This is a genomic window from Corynebacterium gallinarum (assembly GCF_014837045.1).
In the GTDB taxonomy this organism is placed as follows: Bacteria; Actinomycetota; Actinomycetes; order Mycobacteriales; family Mycobacteriaceae; genus Corynebacterium; species Corynebacterium gallinarum.
This window is the reverse complement of record NZ_JACSPR010000009.1, coordinates 99,196-118,298: the sequence shown is the minus strand read 5'-3', so window position 1 is coordinate 118,298 and position 19,103 is coordinate 99,196. Positions and strand designations below refer to the sequence as shown.

At 48.6% G+C, this 19,103-nt stretch carries 15 protein-coding genes and 2 pseudogenes; 2 read left to right on the top strand and 15 right to left on the bottom strand.

The genetic code is table 11. The features are described 5' to 3' along the window. On the bottom strand, nt 1-887 hold an 887-nt coding region (locus tag H9627_RS11975; protein WP_191734267.1), incomplete at its 3' end, for an IS256 family transposase. Between the two features lie 109 nt (nt 888-996). Here H9627_RS11975 and H9627_RS14325 point away from each other — a divergent pair. Together H9627_RS14325 and H9627_RS14320 are read left to right on the top strand one after the other, a co-directional pair. Further along, nucleotides 997-1,752: pseudogene (locus H9627_RS14325) on the top strand (IS256 family transposase). After that, nucleotides 1,655-2,134: pseudogene (locus tag H9627_RS14320) on the top strand (transposase). Before H9627_RS14325 ends, H9627_RS14320 begins: the two co-directional pseudogenes overlap by 98 nt. 143 nt (nt 2,135-2,277) lie before the next feature. On the opposite strand, the gene H9627_RS11965 reads toward H9627_RS14320, so the two are convergent. The 14 genes from H9627_RS11965 to H9627_RS11900 all read right to left on the bottom strand — a co-directional run bounded on the left by H9627_RS11965 (nt 2,278) and on the right by H9627_RS11900 (nt 19,063). Continuing rightward, entirely contained in the window at nt 2,278-3,399 is a 1,122-nt protein-coding gene (locus H9627_RS11965) for a glycosyltransferase (RefSeq protein WP_191734266.1), read from the bottom strand. A gap of 200 nt (nt 3,400-3,599) precedes the next feature. Next, nucleotides 3,600-5,114, bottom strand: a complete 1,515-nt coding sequence (locus tag H9627_RS11960; protein WP_191734265.1) for an O-antigen polysaccharide polymerase Wzy family protein — start codon at nt 5,112-5,114, stop codon at nt 3,600-3,602. 402 nt (nt 5,115-5,516) lie between these two features. Then, nucleotides 5,517-6,629 (bottom strand): non-hydrolyzing UDP-N-acetylglucosamine 2-epimerase, encoded by a 1,113-nt coding sequence (wecB, locus tag H9627_RS11955; RefSeq protein ID WP_225213827.1) that lies wholly within the window; start codon nt 6,627-6,629, stop codon nt 5,517-5,519. Nucleotides 6,630-6,649: 20 nt separating this feature from the next. Then, the gene (locus H9627_RS11950; protein ID WP_191734263.1) at nt 6,650-7,765 is read right to left on the bottom strand and encodes a polysaccharide biosynthesis C-terminal domain-containing protein; all 1,116 of its coding nucleotides are present in this window, start codon (nt 7,763-7,765) and stop codon (nt 6,650-6,652) included. A gap of 2 nt (nt 7,766-7,767) precedes the next feature. Continuing rightward, nucleotides 7,768-8,796 (bottom strand): polysaccharide biosynthesis protein, encoded by a 1,029-nt coding sequence (locus H9627_RS11945; protein WP_191734262.1) that lies wholly within the window; start codon nt 8,794-8,796, stop codon nt 7,768-7,770. Nucleotides 8,797-8,856: 60 nt separating this feature from the next. Further along, nucleotides 8,857-10,074 carry a glycosyltransferase family 4 protein gene (locus tag H9627_RS11940; RefSeq protein ID WP_191734261.1) on the bottom strand — a complete coding sequence of 406 codons (1,218 nt, stop codon included), beginning with the start codon at nt 10,072-10,074 and terminating at the stop codon, nt 8,857-8,859. Nucleotides 10,075-10,076: 2 nt separating this feature from the next. After that, complete coding sequence (locus H9627_RS11935; protein WP_191734260.1) at nt 10,077-10,982, bottom strand: 1-aminocyclopropane-1-carboxylate deaminase/D-cysteine desulfhydrase; 906 nt, start codon at nt 10,980-10,982, stop codon at nt 10,077-10,079. Further along, nucleotides 10,976-12,100 carry a GNAT family N-acetyltransferase gene (locus H9627_RS11930; protein WP_191734259.1) on the bottom strand — a complete coding sequence of 375 codons (1,125 nt, stop codon included), beginning with the start codon at nt 12,098-12,100 and terminating at the stop codon, nt 10,976-10,978. Before H9627_RS11930 ends, H9627_RS11935 begins: the two co-directional genes overlap by 7 nt. Continuing rightward, complete coding sequence (locus H9627_RS11925; RefSeq protein ID WP_191734258.1) at nt 12,097-13,107, bottom strand: ATP-grasp domain-containing protein; 1,011 nt, start codon at nt 13,105-13,107, stop codon at nt 12,097-12,099. The genes H9627_RS11930 and H9627_RS11925 overlap by 4 nt, the downstream gene beginning before the upstream one ends. Then, on the bottom strand, nt 13,108-14,253 hold the full coding sequence (locus H9627_RS11920) for a DegT/DnrJ/EryC1/StrS family aminotransferase (RefSeq protein WP_191734257.1): 1,146 nt from the start codon (nt 14,251-14,253) through the stop codon (nt 13,108-13,110). It lies immediately after the preceding gene. Beyond that, a complete protein-coding gene (locus H9627_RS11915) occupies nt 14,253-16,067 on the bottom strand; it encodes a polysaccharide biosynthesis protein (protein ID WP_191734256.1) in 1,815 nt (604 codons plus the stop codon). Before H9627_RS11915 ends, H9627_RS11920 begins: the two co-directional genes overlap by 1 nt. Further along, on the bottom strand, nt 16,058-17,068 hold the full coding sequence (locus H9627_RS11910; RefSeq protein WP_191734255.1) for a beta propeller repeat protein: 1,011 nt from the start codon (nt 17,066-17,068) through the stop codon (nt 16,058-16,060). The genes H9627_RS11915 and H9627_RS11910 overlap by 10 nt, the downstream gene beginning before the upstream one ends. Next, nucleotides 17,068-17,673, bottom strand: coding sequence for an arsenate reductase/protein-tyrosine-phosphatase family protein (locus H9627_RS11905; protein WP_191734254.1), 606 nt, complete (start codon nt 17,671-17,673; stop codon nt 17,068-17,070). The genes H9627_RS11910 and H9627_RS11905 overlap by 1 nt, the downstream gene beginning before the upstream one ends. Beyond that, a complete protein-coding gene (locus tag H9627_RS11900) occupies nt 17,666-19,063 on the bottom strand; it encodes a polysaccharide biosynthesis tyrosine autokinase (RefSeq protein WP_191734253.1) in 1,398 nt (465 codons plus the stop codon). The genes H9627_RS11905 and H9627_RS11900 overlap by 8 nt, the downstream gene beginning before the upstream one ends. Nucleotides 19,064-19,103 lie beyond the last annotated feature (40 nt).

The window sequence follows — 19,103 nt, the reverse complement described above, 5'->3', positions numbered from 1 at the left end:
CGGGCCTGACCCCACACCGATTGTGCATCCGGCTGCTGGAAGATGGTGTGGAACATCGCCGATAACGTTGGCCATTGCGTTTTCGATACCATCCCGTACAAGTTCTTGGAAAAGTGCGTGCGACACCGTTGCCAGGAGGCATTCGGCAGGACCTCACCGATGGCGTGCTGAATTCCCAGGTGGGCATCACTGGTGACCAAATAGACCTCGTTGAGCCCGCGGGCTTTGAGGTCCCGGAAGAACCCAGTCCACGATGCCACGGACTCGGCTGTGGCGACTTGCATACCCAACAACTCCCGATATCCTTCCGAATTCACTCCAGTGGCCAGTAGGACGGAGGTTTTCACCACCCGTCCTCCTTCGCGGACCTTCATCGTGAGTGCATCGCAGGAAACGTAGAGGTAGGGGCCGGTATCAAGGGGGCGGGTGCGGAAGTCTTCGACCATGACGTCGAGGTCTTTGGCCATGTCGGATACCTGGGATTTCGATAGGTTGTTGATGCCTAGGGTGGCGACCAGGTCGTTCATCCTCCTGGTGGACACACCCTTGAGGTAGCAGGTGGCGATCACGGTGGTCAGGGCCCGTTCGGCCCGGGTGCGACGTTCCAACAGCCAGTCGGGGAAGAAGGATCCGGTGCGTAGTTTCGGGACCGCGACATCCACGGTGCCGACCCGGGTGTCGAAATCCCTGTGACGGTACCCATTGCGGACATTGGTGCGGGACTCACTGACAGTCGCATAGTCAGCGCCGCACACCTGGTCAGCCTGGGTGGACAGGATCTGGTTGATGAAACCTTGGAGCATCTCTCGCATGAGATCAGGGGATGCCTGGGCGAGCAATTCGTCAAGGTAGGTGGTGGGGTCGATAGAATAAGGGCCAGCGGCCATCGTGGGTTGTCCTTTCGAGGATATGTGAGAGTTGAGTCGAAAGGTACCTGCGGTGGTCGCCTCATGTGTTCATAGGGTCGTCACCGGCAGTTACAGATACACCACGCTAATGGACTCCACCGGGAAAACAGCCGCTGGCCAGGGAAATCACCGCAACGGGTACTACCCCAAACGCGTGGATTCCAACTACGGTCCCGTCGACGTCACCGTCCCCAGGGACCGCAACGGCTCTTTCCTGCCCACGATGGTGCCCAAAGGATCACGTCGGCTCACCGACGTTGATGACATGATCATCAGCCTCTATGCCGGGGGCATGACCGTACGCGATATCCAACACCACATGATCACCTCCATGGGTGTCGATATTTCCCATGAGACGATCTCCGCGATCACCGATGCCGTTTTGGATGAGGTGATGATCTGGCAAAACCGCCAGCTGGATGAGTCTCTCACCGGTGATCTTCCTCGATGCACTACGCATCAAAGTCCGTGACGGGGGCCGGGTGGTCAACAAATCCGCCCTCACCTGGCCATTGGGGTGGATATGGACGGGATCAAGCACATCCTGGGGATCTGGTTGGCGAAGGAAGAAGGAGCATCATTCTGGGCCCATGTGTGCGCCAACCTGGCTACGCGCGGAGTCCAGGACGTGTTCATCGTGTGCTGCGATGGGCTCAAGGGCCTGCCGCAGGCAGTGGAGGCAACCTGGCCTGATTCCATGGTCCTTAACCTGTGTCGTGCACCTGATCCGGGCGGCGAACCGGTGGGTGGCCTACGGGGATCGCAAGGCCGTGTCGGCGCAGTTGAGGAAGATCTACACCGCCCCGACCGAGGACACCGCACGCGCGGCGTTGGAGGAGTTTGAGGTCTCTGAACTGGGGGTGAAGTACCCGCAATCAGCGAAGGTCTGGCGTGATGCGTGGGATCGGTTCATCCCGTTTCTGTAGTTCCCACCGATGGCCCGGAAGGTGATCTATACAACGAACTCAATCGAATCGATGAACAATGAGCTGCGCAAAGCCACCCGGAATCGAGTGCAGTTCACCAATGATGACTCAGCGATCAAGACGTTGTGGTTGATGATCTGCAACATCGAGGACAAGCGGGCTGCGAAACGTGCCAAGCAGGGCAAACGCTCCGCAGCGACCAGCGGCAGGCTGATCGAGGGGACGAAGGTGACGAACTGGAAGCAGGCGATCAACCAGATGTCTGTGGCGTTCCCAGACCGCTTCGAGGTTTACCTTTAACTTTTAAATCCGGAAGCCCCACACACAAAAACTTGACACGCTCCTCTAAGGTGTGGGCCTGACCTCCCAAGTAGCCTTCTGAACACAGACCCCGTCTTTCATAAAATATAGGACCGCCCCAATTATAAGATCACTGCTACCAATTATGCATCTCTAACATCTGATTGCACCACTTCAAGGATCTTCGAAGCTACCGTTTTCGGACTCCAAACTTCAAGCGCCGAAATTCGGGCGTTTTTATAATCTTCCCCGCTTATTGTTGGAGCGATCTCAATCCAATTTCTTACGGCTGAGGAAATAGCAGAACTGCTTCCGGGAGTAAACCTCAGGGAGTTAACGTGTTCAGTAAGTGCTTCCACTTCGGATCCGTTATGTGGATTATCCGGAACCAGTACGGGAACTCCCATTCTCAAAGAGTCTATGGCCATTAGTCCTTGATGAAATGGAGATACCATCAACGTAGACTGCTTAATGACACTATACAACTCCTCTTGTTCGTAGATCCACCCAAGAAACTGGAAGTAGGGTTCATTAAACTGCTCCTTCAGATCAGATTCAGCATCCCCGCCACCTATGATCTGGACTATTAAATTTGGAAATTGTTCATGCAACTCTCTAGCCGCTACGAGTAAAGTATCAATTTTCTTGCTTTTGTTAAGCCTGCCGACATACGTCAGTGTCATCTTTCCCGACTCGGCTGCTTCCCGTGTTCGTTGCTTTAATCTCAGAAATGCGTCTTCACTGAACTGTTCTGTCAAGAATGAGTCGTTACTGTGAGTGGCATTGTTTACGATATGAATTTTTTTCGCATTTGTGCCAAGTTCCCCAGCAGCAGCTGCTTCTGAATTACCATAAACTAGTAAGCCTGAAACAGATCTATTGAGAACTTCTTGAATATAACGCTTTATACCTCGTTCGCCAACGCGACCATTCTGTCCCCAAAGATAAGTTCTCTGACCAGAAATCCGTCGACCGAATACTATTAAAAGAGTAGGTATCGACGTTGTAGCAGGGCCTAGCACCACAGAATCGAATTCGCTCGACAGGGCTCGTTTTAGGATATTATGCTGCCACGTAAACGGTCCCAATTTTGTTGTTTTAAGATCAGTAATGAAATTAAGTTCACTCGAAGTTAGCACTTTAATATTGGCTTTAGCTTCTTTGCCTGACGCAAATACGGATGCGCCGTCGGACTGCGCATTAAGTTCCTCAAGGATCTCTCGTCTATAATGAGGAAAAGCGAAATAGTAAAAAAGAGTCTTCATTTTTTCCTTTAAACTCTATGACATTAATTGCTAGTAATAATTTGGTTTATTATCCTGTCGGATTCTGCCCATCTAGTTTAATGGACCTTGTCTTCTATGCGCAGTAGATTTCACCTGGATTAGCGGACTGGGCGGTTAAACCACATCGCTACAAAGTCATCAGTAGAAAAATAAAGCCAGTAAGATACTGTTAAAATTAACTAGTTATAAATTTTCGGATACCCCCTCGATGAATTCGCAAGCTCCCGCGATCGATTGCTCTTAATCCTTAAGGGAGAAAATCGTGACCGTTTAGCAACACCAATATGCACAAGTACTATACCTAGTACTAATAAAACGCTTGCGTTCGCAAGGTCGTAAAAAAAAGTAAAAAATGACGCCCTCGGGGAATACCAAATTGCAGGCAAAACCATAAGCGCAAGCAATAAAGGAACTCGGTGGTAAAAAACCGAGCGAGTACGAGTATAGGACAAAATTATACCGAACAGTACCGACCCCAGAATGACACCAATGTATCCAAAATCTTGATAAAGCTCCGCTATGTAAGACGATCCCAGCCCCCCGCCAGAGGCAAACGTAATAGGTGATACTATATACGTTAAGATTAGATCGAAATGGCCGGAGTTTAGAGCGCTCTCAGAGCTTCTTGGGGCATTCGTTTCTTCAACAAAAATTCGATAAATTGGGTTCGTAGTAACTGCGTCAATAAGTGGAGCGAATACATAAAAACCATATTGCGATAGGGTTTCCCTATATTCGAATCCTTGCGCGATAACCCTAATGCTACCGCCCTGTTGCTCAAGCAGTGCTACAGACCCTTCCAGTACTGAGCCCGATTGAACTTCCTCCCCCTGTCGTTGATAGCTAACTACATATAAAAAGCTTAGAACGAATGGCAGTGCAACCATAATTCCTACGACCAGCCGCTTCGGGAACCACTCGCCCTTCCGATTAGAACCTACCTCTCTAATTGATAGGTAAAATAATACAATGAGCACAGCGATCATACCAGGATTTCGTTGCCCGTAACCTAGCGCAAGAAGCTGTAAACCAATGTAGATAATCGAAGCTTTATATACATGTCGTCGCGAAGGTTTCGAAGCCAAGTATAAAGCAAAAGAAAATGTAAACGCGGTAGCCGCAAATCCAAAAATAAAGGGAATTGGGGCAGCGTAAGAAGAATAATAGGATAGATATCCATTATTAGCTACATGGAGTGACTTGTGTAACTGTGAAAATAAATGAAGTACCCCGGAGGCGCAGAAAAGGACCCAAGAGATTTTCCGCACTGAATTCCATCGAAAATCTGTTGAATTCCCACCAGTAAAACTATCGCGGGACACATCCAAAGACTTGAACTTTACCGCATAACCAATATCTACTGCAACCAAACTTGTGAATAGGCAAACTAAAACATGCGTTCGCGTAGTTAAAGAGAATGCCTCGAGTAGATTTCCCTCTTCTTTAAAAAGACTTACTAACAGAGAATTTAAGAGGAAAAAATTGAACATAAGCAAAAACACGATGTAGCCGAAGTTTTTGAATGGTTTGATTACCACCGTTGTAAGATCTAATAAGAAATAGGAAAAGAGAACCAGCAGCGGAGTGGTGCCGCCAGGATCAACTTGGAGGCTGATCACAAACACCAATATTATTATTATTCGAAGAAGCCACACTACCGGCGTAAACTTTTCCGAATTTTTTACTTCATGCATTTTAAATACCTGACTCCACTGTCTGGTCTGTGCCGCCTAAAAATTATCATTACTGTCGGCGAGCAATCTTTCTAAGGCTTAGTGTTTCAATTGAGGTGGCTGCAATTACAAGCTTAAAGCCAGAGTAATGGAGATAGGGGCAGCGAAATCAAAAATTAGCCAAGACTTAGCATAAATTAATTTACTCAGGCTAACAATGAAAGCATCCACAAGTCATAGACAGTTATTCAGGCATCGTTTTCTATGGTAACCATGTCTTCTGGATAATACGCTTGCACGGAATAAACTAACCGCTTATTAGTAGTGTCTTACGATATTTGACCTCAAACCAATATGCCGGCGAAAGTCTCAAACTCAGGATTATGTAAGTCTTACTACTTTCTCATTCTTCGAAAAATATTATTATACTATACGTATTCCCTTTCTCATGTGATGTGTGGTTGCATGAGAACGTATAAAGTTTAGGACACGGCGAGATGTGTCTTCAATTTTGTAATCATTAGGCACAACCGGCGGACCATCAGCCTCAAATTGCCCAATCGCGATATTGACTGAATCCACTACGTCATCTGGTCTGAGACCGGTAACAATGATTGCTCCGGTGTCTACAGCTTCGGGGCGTTCAATTGCGTCTCGCAAGGTGACTGCAGGGAACTGCAGCATTGAGGACTCTTCTGCAATCGTCCCCGAATCAGAAATCACACAGCGTGCTGAGATTTGCAACTTGTTGTAATCATGGAACCCAAGGGGCTCATGAAGACGGATATTACTCGCTGGAGATAAGTCAAACTGTCCGATCCTCTTACGAGTTCGAGGGTGAGTAGATACTAACAATGGAACACCCTGATCTTCAGCTATCGCATTCAAAGAGTTAAAAACTCTATCGAGACGATCCTTTTGATCAACATTCTCTTCGCGGTGAATACTCGCCAGCAAGTAACCATTTTCTTCAAGACCTAAACGCTCAAGGACATCCGAAGCGTCAATCTGAGTGCGGTACGTGTTAAGTACTTCGTACATTGGGGAACCGATCACGGTTACATCCTGAGGCCTAAGACCTTCAGCCAACAGATTCCTACGGGAGTGCTCCGTATATGCAAGATTGTAATCGCTCACATGGTCTACTAAATGTCGATTAATTTCTTCCGGTACATTGGCATCAAAGGAGCGATTACCTGCTTCTAGATGAAATACTGGGACTTTCAGCCTTTTACCTATAACTGCCGAAATGCAACTGTTAGTATCCCCCAGTACGACCATCGCGTCAGGTCTCTCTTCAAGAATTACCCTCTCGGTACCCCGCATCACATCACCGAGTAATGCTCCCAGACTTGAGGTATTCACTCCAAGGAAATGGTCTGGCGCTCGCAGTCCCAGATCATCAAAGAACACCTGGTTCAAGGAGTAGTCGTAATTCTGACCGGTGTGCACAAGAACATGATCTGTGTACTCATCGAGTCGTTTCATAACACAAGCCAACCGTATGATTTCAGGCCGAGTACCTACGACCGTCATTACTTTAAGTTTATTGGACATTAAACCGCCTCTACAATCGTATCTGGGTTTGTTGGATCGAAGATATCGTTCGTCCAAAATGCCGTATACAGGGTTTGACCCCCGATATTCTCAATCTTGTGGGTATAGAAAGTAGGCATATCAATACTCAATGGAGCTTCACCAGAAACTTTATAAGTAAATACTTCATCAGTAAAAATCTTACGCAGTGAAATCTCCGCCTCTCCGGAAAGCACAGTGAAGCGTTCAACTTTCCTCCGATGGAAGTGATCTCCCCTGGTGACCCCGGGCACGGTGGTCGAAAAAGAGGTTTGACCAGTACCACCATTCGATCGAACAATCTCGAAAAATGATCCACGATCATCAGCATGACGAGTGATCAAAATCGGCGCCTGCGCTGGGAATACATAGGATCGATAAGTATTGAAAAGATTTCGACGGAAAGTTGTTGAAATATCCGGGAACTCACCAGCTGAATAGAATTCTTTGAATTCTTCCAATAAGCGCTTTATTTCTGTAACAGTCACAAGTTCGCAGTGAGAACCCATCTCAGAAACTTCAACAACCCCCAGAAGAACATCAGCAGCGTCCTGAGCATGAAGTAGGGTTAGTTCTTTATCCTGTTTGACCTCCGGACGCTCGCCATTAGCAATCTGATGAGAAAAAGTTGCCACTACAGAGTTATAAAATGGACGTCCGAACTCTCCAAAAAGATTTGGAAGCTCAATATTCTTGAATGTTGATTCAATCCCATTCGCTACGTCTTCAAGGAACACACCAGCTTGCTCCTTGGCTAAACCGTATACGCTTCCATTACCTGCCTGGATGCTGTTTGCATAAACGATCTCAGCTGGAGGATTTTCAACAGTCTTCAAAGCCGTGGAAAGCTGCTTCGCAAACAATAGATTTCCATCAGAGACTTCCTGATCCGTACCGCGGTTTACACCAGCAAGATGAATCAGTTGAGTCGCTCCTTCAAGTGCTTTTTCCGCATTCGTTAGACTGAAGGAATCTCCTAATGGGATACAGACTGCGTTGCCGCCATATTCCTGCATCGCTGCACGAACATGGAAACCCAAAAATCCGTTTGCGCCCGTGATTGCAATTTTCTTCTGTTCAGGATGAGCAAGTGACATGATTATGCACCCACCAGCTTCTGCATTTCTGGAAGCTTCAAAAGCAGCTGCTTCGTCTCTTCGATAGATAGCTGCACCGTGTTCGCAGAATCATAATCTTCAAGCCTCGGCGCTTCAGTCTCTCCCTCCTCGAAATACAGCTCATATTGCAAAGAACGAGCATCCAATGGAATACGGAAGTAATCTCCCTCATCGCTGGCCTTTGCCAGCTCTTCACTACTCAGAAGCGCTTCATGAGATTTTTCGCCATGCCGAGCACCAATCACCTGAATATCTGGATCATCATTACCCAACAAACTAGCAACTGCCCTAGCTAAAACCTCCACAGTTGCTCCAGGAGCCTTCTTTACGTAAATATCTCCTGGGTTTGCATTCATAAATGCATGTTCCACGAGATCGACAGAGTCATCGAGTGACATGAGGAATCGAGTCATTGAAGGATCCGTCAGGCTCATCGGTTTTCCTTCTTCCAATTGCTTCACAAAAAGAGGAATAACCGATCCTCGGGAATACATAACATTTCCGTATCGAGTAACGGAAACAGTCATCTCTGAATCAATAAAGTTACGAGCATAAGCTTGAGCAGTTTTCTCCATGAGTGCTTTTGACATGCCCATTGCGTTTACAGGATAAACAGCTTTATCAGTACTCAGACACACCAAGGACCTAACGCCAGCCTTTTCAGCTTCCTTGATTACATTGTCGCTTCCCACAATGTTCGTCAAGACAGCTTGCTGAGGGAAAAACTCGCATGACGGAACCTGCTTAAGGGCAGCTGCATGAAAGACGAAGTCAGCCCCACGCATCGCAGGAGCAATGCTTGCTGCATCGCGCACATCACCGATGAAAAAACGCAACCGTTCATCAGAAAACTTTCGACGCATTTCGTCTTGTTTGGCTTCATCACGACTGAAAATGTTAATTTGCTGCGCACCCTTTTCCAAGAGCTGCCTTGCCATCGTTGATCCGAAAGATCCGGTTCCACCTGTGATCGTTACGGTGGAGTCCGCAATATTATTGATTTGAGTCATAGTTCAATTGCTCTTTTCCTCTTAATCCCTCTAGCTTGCCAGGATGGCCTTTATGTAAAATTACTTTGAATCGACGACAGATGTCAGTAACGATTCTAGAGAATCAATCCCTGATTTCGTGGAGAACCTATCGACAAAGACCGCACGTGTCCGAGCACAGAGATCAGAATAATCTACTGAACTCAATGTCGCTGCCGACTCAATAGCTGATGCCAAAGATGCGGGATTTTCGCTTTCAGCAGTAAAACCAATATCTTCTTTCTCAACGATCTCCCTCAAGTCACCCTGAACTGTTGTAACTACTGGAAGTGCATTCGCAATAGAACCCTGGAACTTTGAAGGAATGGTTCCCTCGAAAACAGGCAGATCCTTAAGAGTAACCAGAGAAAAATCAGCGTCAGTGTACAAGGCTTCCATCTGCTCGCGTCGCACTTTTCCCACAAAATCTACATTTTCAAGCTCTAGCTCTCGAGCAAGTTTCTTCACTTTATCGAGTTGAGTGCCATCACCGACGATTTGAATCTGAATGGAATGATTACGCAAAATATCTGCAGCCCGAACAATACTTTCAACATCTTGCATATTTCCAATATTGCCGGCAAAAATGAATTTGATAGCTTTTTCACCGAAATGGCTCTCATCAAGCTCTAATTCTTTTCCATGATCATCCGCCCAATTGAAAATTAAATGCGGCCTATCCTTCGGATTTCCTCTTTCAGCTAGGCGTTTGACCATTTGAGGAGCAATGCCAATAACGCCAGACGACACCTTATAAATGCTCTTCAGCCAAATATTGATGATCTTTTCGATTACTCGCGCGCTCAATTTTTTTGAGACTAGCGCTGAACCTGTAATTGAATCAGGCCACAGGTCCTGCACATGAACGACATATGGTGCTCCACCAAGCCGACGCCAAATCCATGGTCCAATCGCAGCTGTTGGTTGAGGCGCATAGACATAAATCACGTCCACATCTTTTACCCACTTTAGTGCTGTGGCAGAAGACAGGCCGAATGACACATAGTTCATAATTCGACGCAGTGCATTCTGTGAATGGTCTGTATAAAGAGGTACCCTCAGGACTTCGACTCCATATGATGTTTCTTCTCGCATCCTCCAGCACTGTTTATAACCCGAATGAACTATCCCCTCGGGGTAATTAGGGTATCCAGTTAAAACACGTACTGAATGGCCTCGAGCTGATAAATTTCTTGCAACAGAATCCGGATAAAAGGAATTCTCGGGCGGGAAATACTGAGATAAGACGAGAATTTTCATTTTCATTCACCACCCTTCGAAAAATCGTGAGTTAACCAATTGGCCAGGCCACCTGTATGCCAAAACAAAACTGAAGATCCCAGCTCACCTTTTCGAGAAAAATCGAGGATAGCGGCGAATGCTTTTCCGGTATAAGTTGGATCTACTGGCAGACCATATTTCCAAGCAATCTCAACAGCATCATAAATCTCTGCGTCAGCTTTTCCATAGCCCCCAGCTCTATAAGCACCCGTGAAATGTACTTGCGGATCAGTACTGCCTGCCCATCGAGCTGCCTCGTCCACAGCCAATGGCCCTCTTTGTTCGTCACGAGCTACGGAGATTCCTATTACACTACTCTGCGGAGCATACTTTTCAGCAGCAGTAATAAGCCCTCCCTGCGTGGCACCCGTCCCAGAAGCCACAAATACTTGATCAAACCAACAATTTTTGAAAACAGATTCTCCAGCATCTCTAAAAGCCTTGGCACCTAGTGGAGAATGGCCACCACCAGGAAATACGATAGGATTCTTCCCCCTAACGGTATATTTACTACGCGCTACCGAAATACGATCCGCAATGGTGTCAGCAGGACCAATATCATAAGAAGCTCCAAGAGAGTCTAAAATTTGAAGTCCTATCCCATGATCATCAACAGGGTCTCCATGAAGTACTAGATGTACTTTAAAACCCCGTTGTGCCCCAAACATTGCTAATGTTCTGCAGTGGTTTGAGTCAACACCACCATTTGTGATGATTACTTTAACGTCCGGCGAGACTGCTGATAATTCAGATTCTATCTTACGAACTTTATTGCCGGGGAGGGGAAATGGTAAAAGATCATCTCGCACTACCCAGAATTCTGTCCCTAACAAAGAATCCAGATTTTCCCATCGTTGCAGGATAGGAGCCCATTGATTGGCTACCATTTAATCTCCATTCTGATTCGATTTTCAGGTAGCTCAGCATCAACCATTTCAAAGCCTAAACGCTCATGAATCTTTATCGATCGAATATTGGATTTAAAAATCTCCCCTGCTGCGCCATTTAATTCAGGGCGTGACTTCATGAAGTCCAACAGTAAAAGCAAAGTTGCGCTTCCAATCCGTCGCCCTTGCATATCAGGATCTACCGCGAAATAAAAGATCGGAATATCCTCAGCGGTGTGAGCTTTATAGCCGGCGATAGCAACAATCTCTAGAGTTTCTAGATCATAAACGGCTAGGTCTCTCCGAAGTGGATCTTTTCGAGCAGATTTGAGCCAATTCTCAGTACCTTCAACAGTGATTTCACCGCTCACTGTTAAAGTTTCCCGAGTACGTGGGTCATTCAACCATTTGACTCTTGCTTCAATATCCTTGGGTTCAAACCTTCTCAAACCAAATTTTCCATCATTTGGGTAGCTACGGTAAACACTTAGATATTCACCCTGTGTCCAAGGTTCAGCAACCGTACCCTCACGCTTTAACACACCTTTAAGCGTCTTGAAAATGATATGGAAATCGTCAGAAATCTTACCATCGCGAGCATATTCAGCGTCGAGCTCCAAGCGCTCATCCCAACCCAGATCGTTTCTACCGCTGACCTGTGAAACTCCAGTTATTCCAGGACGAACAGAATGACGATACCGCTCAAAATCTTTATAGTGCGGCAAATACTCCACCAATAGAGGTCGAGGTCCGACCAAAGACATGTCACCACGCAGGACATTTAACAGCTGAGGAAGTTCATCAAGGCTCGATCGCCTTAAAAGTGCGCCAAATGGTGTCACCCGCTTGCTCGGAGAAAGCTTCTCTCCATCTTTTGTACTTTCTGGGAGCATAGATCGAAACTTCAAAAGTGAAAAAGTATTCTCATTAAAGCCAATACGCTCTTGGCGATAAAAAATAGGAGAGCCCATTTTAGCCCTTACTGCTACAGCGGTAACCAGAGTTAAGGGTAATGTAACTGGGGCAGTCGCTAACACCAATACTGAATCAAGGATCCGCTTAAGTGCTATTCTTCGCCGCTGGCGACTACTAATATCAAAAATTTTTACTGTACTCATGCAACTACCACAGCTTCTACGAATTTACTTCCTACGATCTCTGGGTCGCTCTTTAACCAGGAGTTATCCGGCGTAGTTTTAGCAGCCCATGAAACATAAGCGCTAGGAACTCGTGCGCCAGCTAGATGTGAGAAAGGATAACCACCTCCGAAACGAGGATTAATGTCAATAACATAGATCTCGCCATTGCTATTGACCATCACGTCTACATCGATAGTTCCACGATGCGGTACAGCCTCAGCAATTTTACGTGCAACTGGTTCAAAGATATCTGAGTCAACAGAAACTGCACGGTCAGTTTCTCCGGCACGCATTGCGATCTTCTTACGCGCCAAGACCGTTGCAAATTTTCCATCAAAGTCAGAGACAACATCAAGGCCGTATTCAGTTCCTTGAATCATTTCTTGAACTATAAGAAGATCCTCAGGGATACACTCAGACTGTTCCTTAGCCAGTACTCCTTGTCTGGTCGTAACCTCATTCAGCGCAAGAGCAACGGCTCCTAATAAATTTTTTCCATCCGTAAATTGCAGCCCTCTAGAAGCGCTACCGAAGCGACCTTTAGTCACCAATTCACCAGAAATATCTGTAGAAGCAATAGCGTCTGAGCCACTCCACGTTTGCGGAGAAGGAATCTCGAACTCCACTAATCTTTTTGCCATCTTCAGCTTATCTTCAACCAAAGACTGGCTCTCTGCGGAAAGGCGAATTAACTTCTCAAATTCTAGAGATTCAGTCAGTTGAGACCATTCAGATAACTCAAAATCATTGATAGAAACAGCAAAATTAATGTTCTGTGTTTCAATTGTCCGTGCAAGCCATGATGAATACCCTGAGCTAGTGACTGCTGGTGCTTCGATGAAGTCATCAGCAAAAGTCTTAGCCGGAGACATCGGATCCATATCAGCCGCAATAACTTTCCCGGACAGGCCATTATCGATCAAGGCTTGTTGAAACCAACGCACCAAATACGGACGCCTGCCTGTTGAACAAAGCAGAATGTTCATTTAGGCCCCAGCAAACTCTCGTATAACACGTAACACTCGATCCATCTGCTCTTCATTCAGAACAGATCCACTTGGAAGTGACACTCCGTTGCTGAATAGCCATTCAGAATTGCCATTTACAAAAGCACGGTTGCCTGAGTAAATCGGTTGCAAATGCATTGGCTTCCAGAGCGGGCGTGCCTCAACGTTCTCATCAGCAAGTGCTTCTCTGAGCTGATCAGCACTGAATCCAGCTTCCTCTTCATTAACGAGAACTGAAGTCAACCAAAAGTTATCCTGCGTATTACCGCCCTCAAGACCAGAAGGCTCACCAAACAGTTCAGTTCCCGGAATCGTAGAAAAAAGATCTCGATACTGAATACGATGGGCTCGGCGCTTTTCAATCATTGAGTTCAAGCGTTCCAGCTGAGCTCGTCCCAATGCTGCAAGAATGTTAGACATCCGGTAGTTATATCCGACATCAACATGTTCGTAGTGCACAACAGGCTGACGTGCCTGAGTGGCTAGATAACGAATATTATCTGCAAAACCCTTCTCATCTGTGAGCAGTGCGCCACCACCTGAGGTGGTCATAATCTTGTTTCCATTAAAGGAAACAATTGCAGCTACGCCAAAAGTACCAGCAGATTTTCCATCTCGAATTGCGCCTAGAGATTCAGCTGCATCCGACAGAACCGGTACCCCATATTTTGCTGCTACTGCGGAGATGCGTTCATGATCAGCCACTTTGCCCAACAGATCTACGGGGACAACCGCCTTCACTTTACGACCTTCGGCCGTCAGTGTCTCAAATGCTTCTTCTAACAGATCCGGATCCATATTTCCAGACAAATCTGAATCCACAAATACAGCTTCAGCTCCGGTATAAGTAATCGCGTTTGTAGTTGCTGCAAAGGTCATTGACGAAGTCAACACCAGATCGCCCTGACCAACTCCTAATGTCAATAATCCAAGATGCAAAGCAGCTGTACCAGAAGAAAGAGCTACAGCGTAACCACGCCCACAGTATGCTGCTAGTTCAGCTTCAAAAGAATCAACTTCTGGCCCGAGAGGAGCAATCCAACCAGACCGAATAGCACGCACCAAAGCATCTTCTTCAAGCTGCGTAACATCCGGTGACGAAAGGTGAATACGATCGTTACTCATTACTTTTCTTCCTTATCAATTTCAGAAAGCTTTCCCGCACGTTCCATGAAACGATTCTTGTCTAGATTGTCTGGTGACAGACTCTCGGCTTGTGCATGAGAAATCTTAGGGTGGAATGGCCGATCCTCAGACTCCCCATCTCCAACGAGCTCTTCATGCATCTTTTCACCTTCACGTAGACCCGTAAATTTGATGTCGATATCCTTACCGGACATTGCGATCATCCGCTGGGCAATTTCCAGAATGTTTACTGGTTCTCCCATATCCAAGATCAAAACCTCGCCAGTGCGTCCGATACCGCCAGCTTGGAGTACAAGCTGACAGGCTTCAGGGATTGTCATGAAGAATCGGGTTGCCTCCGGGTGCGTCACCGTCACTGGCTTGTCTTCCATAATCAACCGGGTGAAGGTCGGCAGCATGGAACCACGGCTGCCAATTACGTTGCCAAAACGAACTGAAAGATACCTCTTGCCAGTGTGCTGGCCGTACCAGGCAGTCAGCTTCTCTGCCACACGCTTGGAATGGCCAAGCACACTAGTGGGGTTTGCAGCCTTGTCGGTGGAGATATTGACGAAGGTTTCCACATTTACAGCGTCAGCTGCTGCTAGAACATTCAGGGTGCCCAGCACATTCGTCTTCCATCCCTCATCTGGATACTGCTCCAGCATGGGAAGGTGCTTGAGGGCTGCCGCGTGGAAAACCACCTCTGGCTGGCGCTTCTGGAATAGTTTCTTCAGCGCTTCCGCTTCGCGAATATCAGCAAGCACCACAGCATCAGTATCAAGAAGGCCATTGCCTGCAACATTGATCAGAACCTGCTGCAGACCGGTTTCATCGCGGTCAAGCATGATCAATTCAGCAGGACCGTACTTGGAAATCTCAGTACACAGCTGTGCACCGATGGATCCACCAGCTCCTGTGACTAGAACTCGCTTGCCGGTTACATAGCCGGCGATCTCAGACACATTCGTGTCCACCGGTTGACGGCCTAAAAGATCCTCAATAGAGAGATCTCGAAGATCATTTCCTCGAACACCCTTGGACACCACTCGATCAATAGCCGGCATGACCTTGACCGCAAGTCCGCTCTTATTAGCCACGTCCTGAACTCTTCGGAGGAGGGACGCATCCGCATCGCCAATAGCCACGATGACCATTTCAGCACCTGTCTCCGATGCCACCTTGGCAATATCATCGAAAGTGCCTAGCACCTGCACACCGCGAATCTTCTGCCAGGCCAGATCAGGATTATCATCAATAACCCCGACTGGACGGAAAGGAGACTTGGGATCTGACATCATCCACTGGATGAGGTTGGTGCCAATGTACCCGCCACCGAGGATGAGCGCTGGTGTGGAGTCAGCTGCAGGTCTGGTTAATCTTTCCACCCTCATGCGGGCCGCATAACGGATACCCAGGATCATCACCAAAGCCAGTGGTGTGGCAATAAGCATGACGCCACGGGAAACCTCCCAGGCATCGCCGAACACGAGAGAAGAAATCCAGAGGATCATTCCTACGCCACCAACCGAAATGGAAATATTCAGGGTGTCTTCAAAGCTGCCAAACGGGTGGCGTAGCCCCTTGCGGTAGAGGTGCAGGAACAAGCCGAAGAGAAACTGCAATACTACTGCTGCCACTGCGAATCCTACGAAGGCATTCCAGTGCACGCTGGTCATATTGAACTCATAGCGGAAAAGCTTCGCCAGAAAAACCGCCATGATCCAGGAAAAGGCATCAAGGATAAAAAGGGTCTTCCCGACCGGCACTCTCGGCCTGGCCTTGGTCACGCCCGCGCTAGTTCCTAAAGCCATGTTTGTCCACCATCCGTTGAAATATGTTGATTCTCTCCAACCCATAGCACCAGGCTGTTACCAGATTGCGCTGCTGCGATATCGCCGGCCGCTACGGACCCGAGATTCACCATCTCAACGCAGGACACCTGCTCCGTGCCACCATCGGTTCCAAGATTAAGCAGCTGCATCCCGGAGCAAGTCTGGCCATCACCATTGGCCACGGCCAACAGGTTCTGCTTTGAATAAGCTAACGCCATGACGCCGTCCACCGGAGCTGTATCAGACCAGGTGGTACCACCATCAGTGGTGGTGATGATCGAACCATCGGCGCACAGCACACCCACTTCACGGTCGGTCACCGGGGAAAGCCCCAGCGCCTCGCAGCCAATAGTTTTGGCGCCACCTGGTGCACCGAGAGTAGACGGCGATGCCGGATCCAAATACCACGTTCCCACTGCAGAAAGTGGCCCATTCCAGGTGGTTCCATTATTGGAGGTGGAGTAGATCTGCGGCTCGCATTCTCCATTCAGTGCCACCACAAAGGTGGTGCCGCCATTGGCGGGCAGGATGCGCAGAATCTGGGTGGCGCTGGTCGCATCAAATGCCACTGAAGGGGTCCAGCTCTGTCCACCATCCGTGGAAAACTCAATGCTTCCGGGGTTGGTGCACTCCCCCACATCAGCGCGCACCCCTAAGGAACCGTCCAAAGCAATCAGGCGAGACTGGGCAACCAACTCAATCTGTTCACCGGCATTTGCCGCTTCAGTCTCCCGTGCCTGCTCACTCACAGGAGCTTCCGGAGGCGCGTCCGGCTCTTCTGATTCAGCTGGTGCCGGGATAGAAGATTCAGGGGCGGCGGTGTTGGTTGTGGCAAAGCCTTCAGGGTTTGGGTCGCTTAAGTTTTGAAAAGCCAGGTAGGACAACGCCACAGCTGCAACCGCCAGAATGGCGATGATAGCTATGCTCGCCCCCAGGGGCAGGCTCCGCCCCTGTGATTTTCTCCGCTGCCGTTTAGCCATTACTCCATCTCCATTGCGCGCCGGAGGTAGGAAGCCACATCTGCCACAACAGGAACCAACTGCTGCGCGGAGGCGTCGTACACGGCTTTGTCCTGTCCGTAGGGGTCAACAACATCATCATCATCCGGATTATCCAAAGGGATCAGATCGCTGCGGCCCAACCGGGCGGCATCAACAGCTGCACGCAGCTTGCCGACGGGTGTACCGTCGGAAGCTAGGATTTCAGCTCGGAGATACTCATCTGTAGTCACATCAATCAGTCTCTTGAACTCCCGGACGGTAAACACCTTACGGGTAGCACGCGAGCTAAGCTCGACAATCTTCCTGCGGTGCCCCCGATCCATGGCCAGAATCAGATCGGCAGAGTCTAGGTGGGCCTCGAGCAACTGCTTTCCACGGTGCAACTCAGCGTCGCTGATCTCGTTATTCTTTGCGATTTCGAGGGAATGCTCAGGCATGGGATTGTCCACCATGGCCTGGGTGCCGGCTGAATCAAATTCGATATGCTCCACCCCCCGAAGGGCAGATTTCAACAGTTGTTCCGCCAGAGGGGACCTACAGATATTACCGGTGCAGACAGTGAGAATACGGAAACTGTCACTCATCAGGATTCACCGCTGCTGTCGCGATCTTCTTCGGGTCACCATATCCGTAGTTGCCATAACCATAACCTGCCGCAGCCTTCGGTGGCAGCATGGTTACGACAACACCAAGCATGTTGGAGCCTGCATGATCAAGAGTCTGGATTGCCGCTTCAAGCTCCGGCTTCTTGGTGGCACCTGCGGCAACAGCCACCAGAATTCCGGCCTTACCATGCCCAATGACTGCAGCATCAGTAACCGCCAGGATTGGAGGCGCATCAATGATCACGTAGTCAAAGCCTTCATCCAGTTGATCAATCACCTGGGTCATGGAAGAGGATCCCAGCAATTCGCTTGGGTTGGGTGGGATACGCCCAGCGGGCAGGAAGTAGAGCTGAGTCCTACCCCACCGCTGTAGCACATCGTTGAGCTCTGCCTTGCCAATGAGCACATCGGTGAGACCTGCTCCGCCTTCTACATCGAGATACTTGCTCACCTTTGGCAGACGGAGATCTGCTTCCACCAGTGCCACCCGCGCACCCGATTCAGCCAGGGCGAGCGCCAGGTTGATGGAGGTGGTGGACTTGCCCTCACTAGGATTGGGAGAGGTGATCACAAAGACAGATGAGCTGTTATCAACATCGAGGAACTGTAGGTTGGTGCGGAATGCCCGGTAGGCTTCTGCATTTGGGCTATGTGGCCTGGCCTGCATTACCAGAGGATTCTTCTTCACCTCTGGATCTTCGAGGACACCACCAAGTAGTGGTTTATCGGTGATCTCTTCCACGTCGCTGAGGGAGTGAATGCGGGTATCCAGGATGGTGCGCAGCACAGCGATACCCACACCGATCGCAAAACCAACCAGCAGGCCGAGGATGATATTCATCGGCACATTGGGGCTCACCGCCGAGGTTGGAGTATTGGCAGTCTGAATGGTGGTGAGATTGACGGGGCTGCCTCCGGCACCAGTATCAGGCTCCAGCTCGGTCTGCACCACATTCTTGAAGCTCTCCCCCACCTCATTGGCAATCTCAGCCGCCTGCTCCGGCGACGGGCTGGTGGCGGTGATATTGATCAATGCAGTATCCCCAGGAGAGGAAGCGATAATGTGGGCTCGCAGCTGACCTGCGGTCATTTCCAAGCCAAGCTTTTCGACGACCGGCTCCAACACCACACCCGAGGTAACCACGTCAACGTAACTGTTAACAATCTGGCGGGAGAAGGTTGCGCCCTGGGCCAGTTCCGAGGTGGTACCTGCACCGGACCTGACCGAAACATAAAGCTGTGTACGAGACTGGTACTCAGGTGTGGCGAGCAGAGAAAACCCTGCTCCAGCTGCAATTCCAAGAATGGATGCAACAACAATGAGCACCCAGTTCTTCATCAAGATTGTCGCGTACTCGCGTAGTTCCATGTTTCCGGAGCCCTCATTACTTGTGGATTTTTACTTCTGG

Coding starts and splice junctions, on each gene's coding strand:
- H9627_RS11965 (WP_191734266.1), bottom strand. CDS start 3,399: ATGAAGACTCTTTTTTACTATTTCGCTTTTCCTCATTATAGACGAGAG.
- H9627_RS11960 (WP_191734265.1), bottom strand. CDS start 5,114: ATGCATGAAGTAAAAAATTCGGAAAAGTTTACGCCGGTAGTGTGGCTT.
- wecB (WP_225213827.1), bottom strand. CDS start 6,629: ATGACGGTCGTAGGTACTCGGCCTGAAATCATACGGTTGGCTTGTGTT.
- H9627_RS11950 (WP_191734263.1), bottom strand. CDS start 7,765: ATGTCACTTGCTCATCCTGAACAGAAGAAAATTGCAATCACGGGCGCA.
- H9627_RS11945 (WP_191734262.1), bottom strand. CDS start 8,796: ATGACTCAAATCAATAATATTGCGGACTCCACCGTAACGATCACAGGT.
- H9627_RS11940 (WP_191734261.1), bottom strand. CDS start 10,074: ATGAAAATTCTCGTCTTATCTCAGTATTTCCCGCCCGAGAATTCCTTT.
- H9627_RS11935 (WP_191734260.1), bottom strand. CDS start 10,982: ATGGTAGCCAATCAATGGGCTCCTATCCTGCAACGATGGGAAAATCTG.
- H9627_RS11930 (WP_191734259.1), bottom strand. CDS start 12,100: ATGAGTACAGTAAAAATTTTTGATATTAGTAGTCGCCAGCGGCGAAGA.
- H9627_RS11925 (WP_191734258.1), bottom strand. CDS start 13,107: ATGAACATTCTGCTTTGTTCAACAGGCAGGCGTCCGTATTTGGTGCGT.
- H9627_RS11920 (WP_191734257.1), bottom strand. CDS start 14,253: ATGAGTAACGATCGTATTCACCTTTCGTCACCGGATGTTACGCAGCTT.
- H9627_RS11915 (WP_191734256.1), bottom strand. CDS start 16,067: ATGGCTTTAGGAACTAGCGCGGGCGTGACCAAGGCCAGGCCGAGAGTG.
- H9627_RS11910 (WP_191734255.1), bottom strand. CDS start 17,068: ATGGCTAAACGGCAGCGGAGAAAATCACAGGGGCGGAGCCTGCCCCTG.
- H9627_RS11905 (WP_191734254.1), bottom strand. CDS start 17,673: ATGAGTGACAGTTTCCGTATTCTCACTGTCTGCACCGGTAATATCTGT.
- H9627_RS11900 (WP_191734253.1), bottom strand. CDS start 19,063: ATGGAACTACGCGAGTACGCGACAATCTTGATGAAGAACTGGGTGCTC.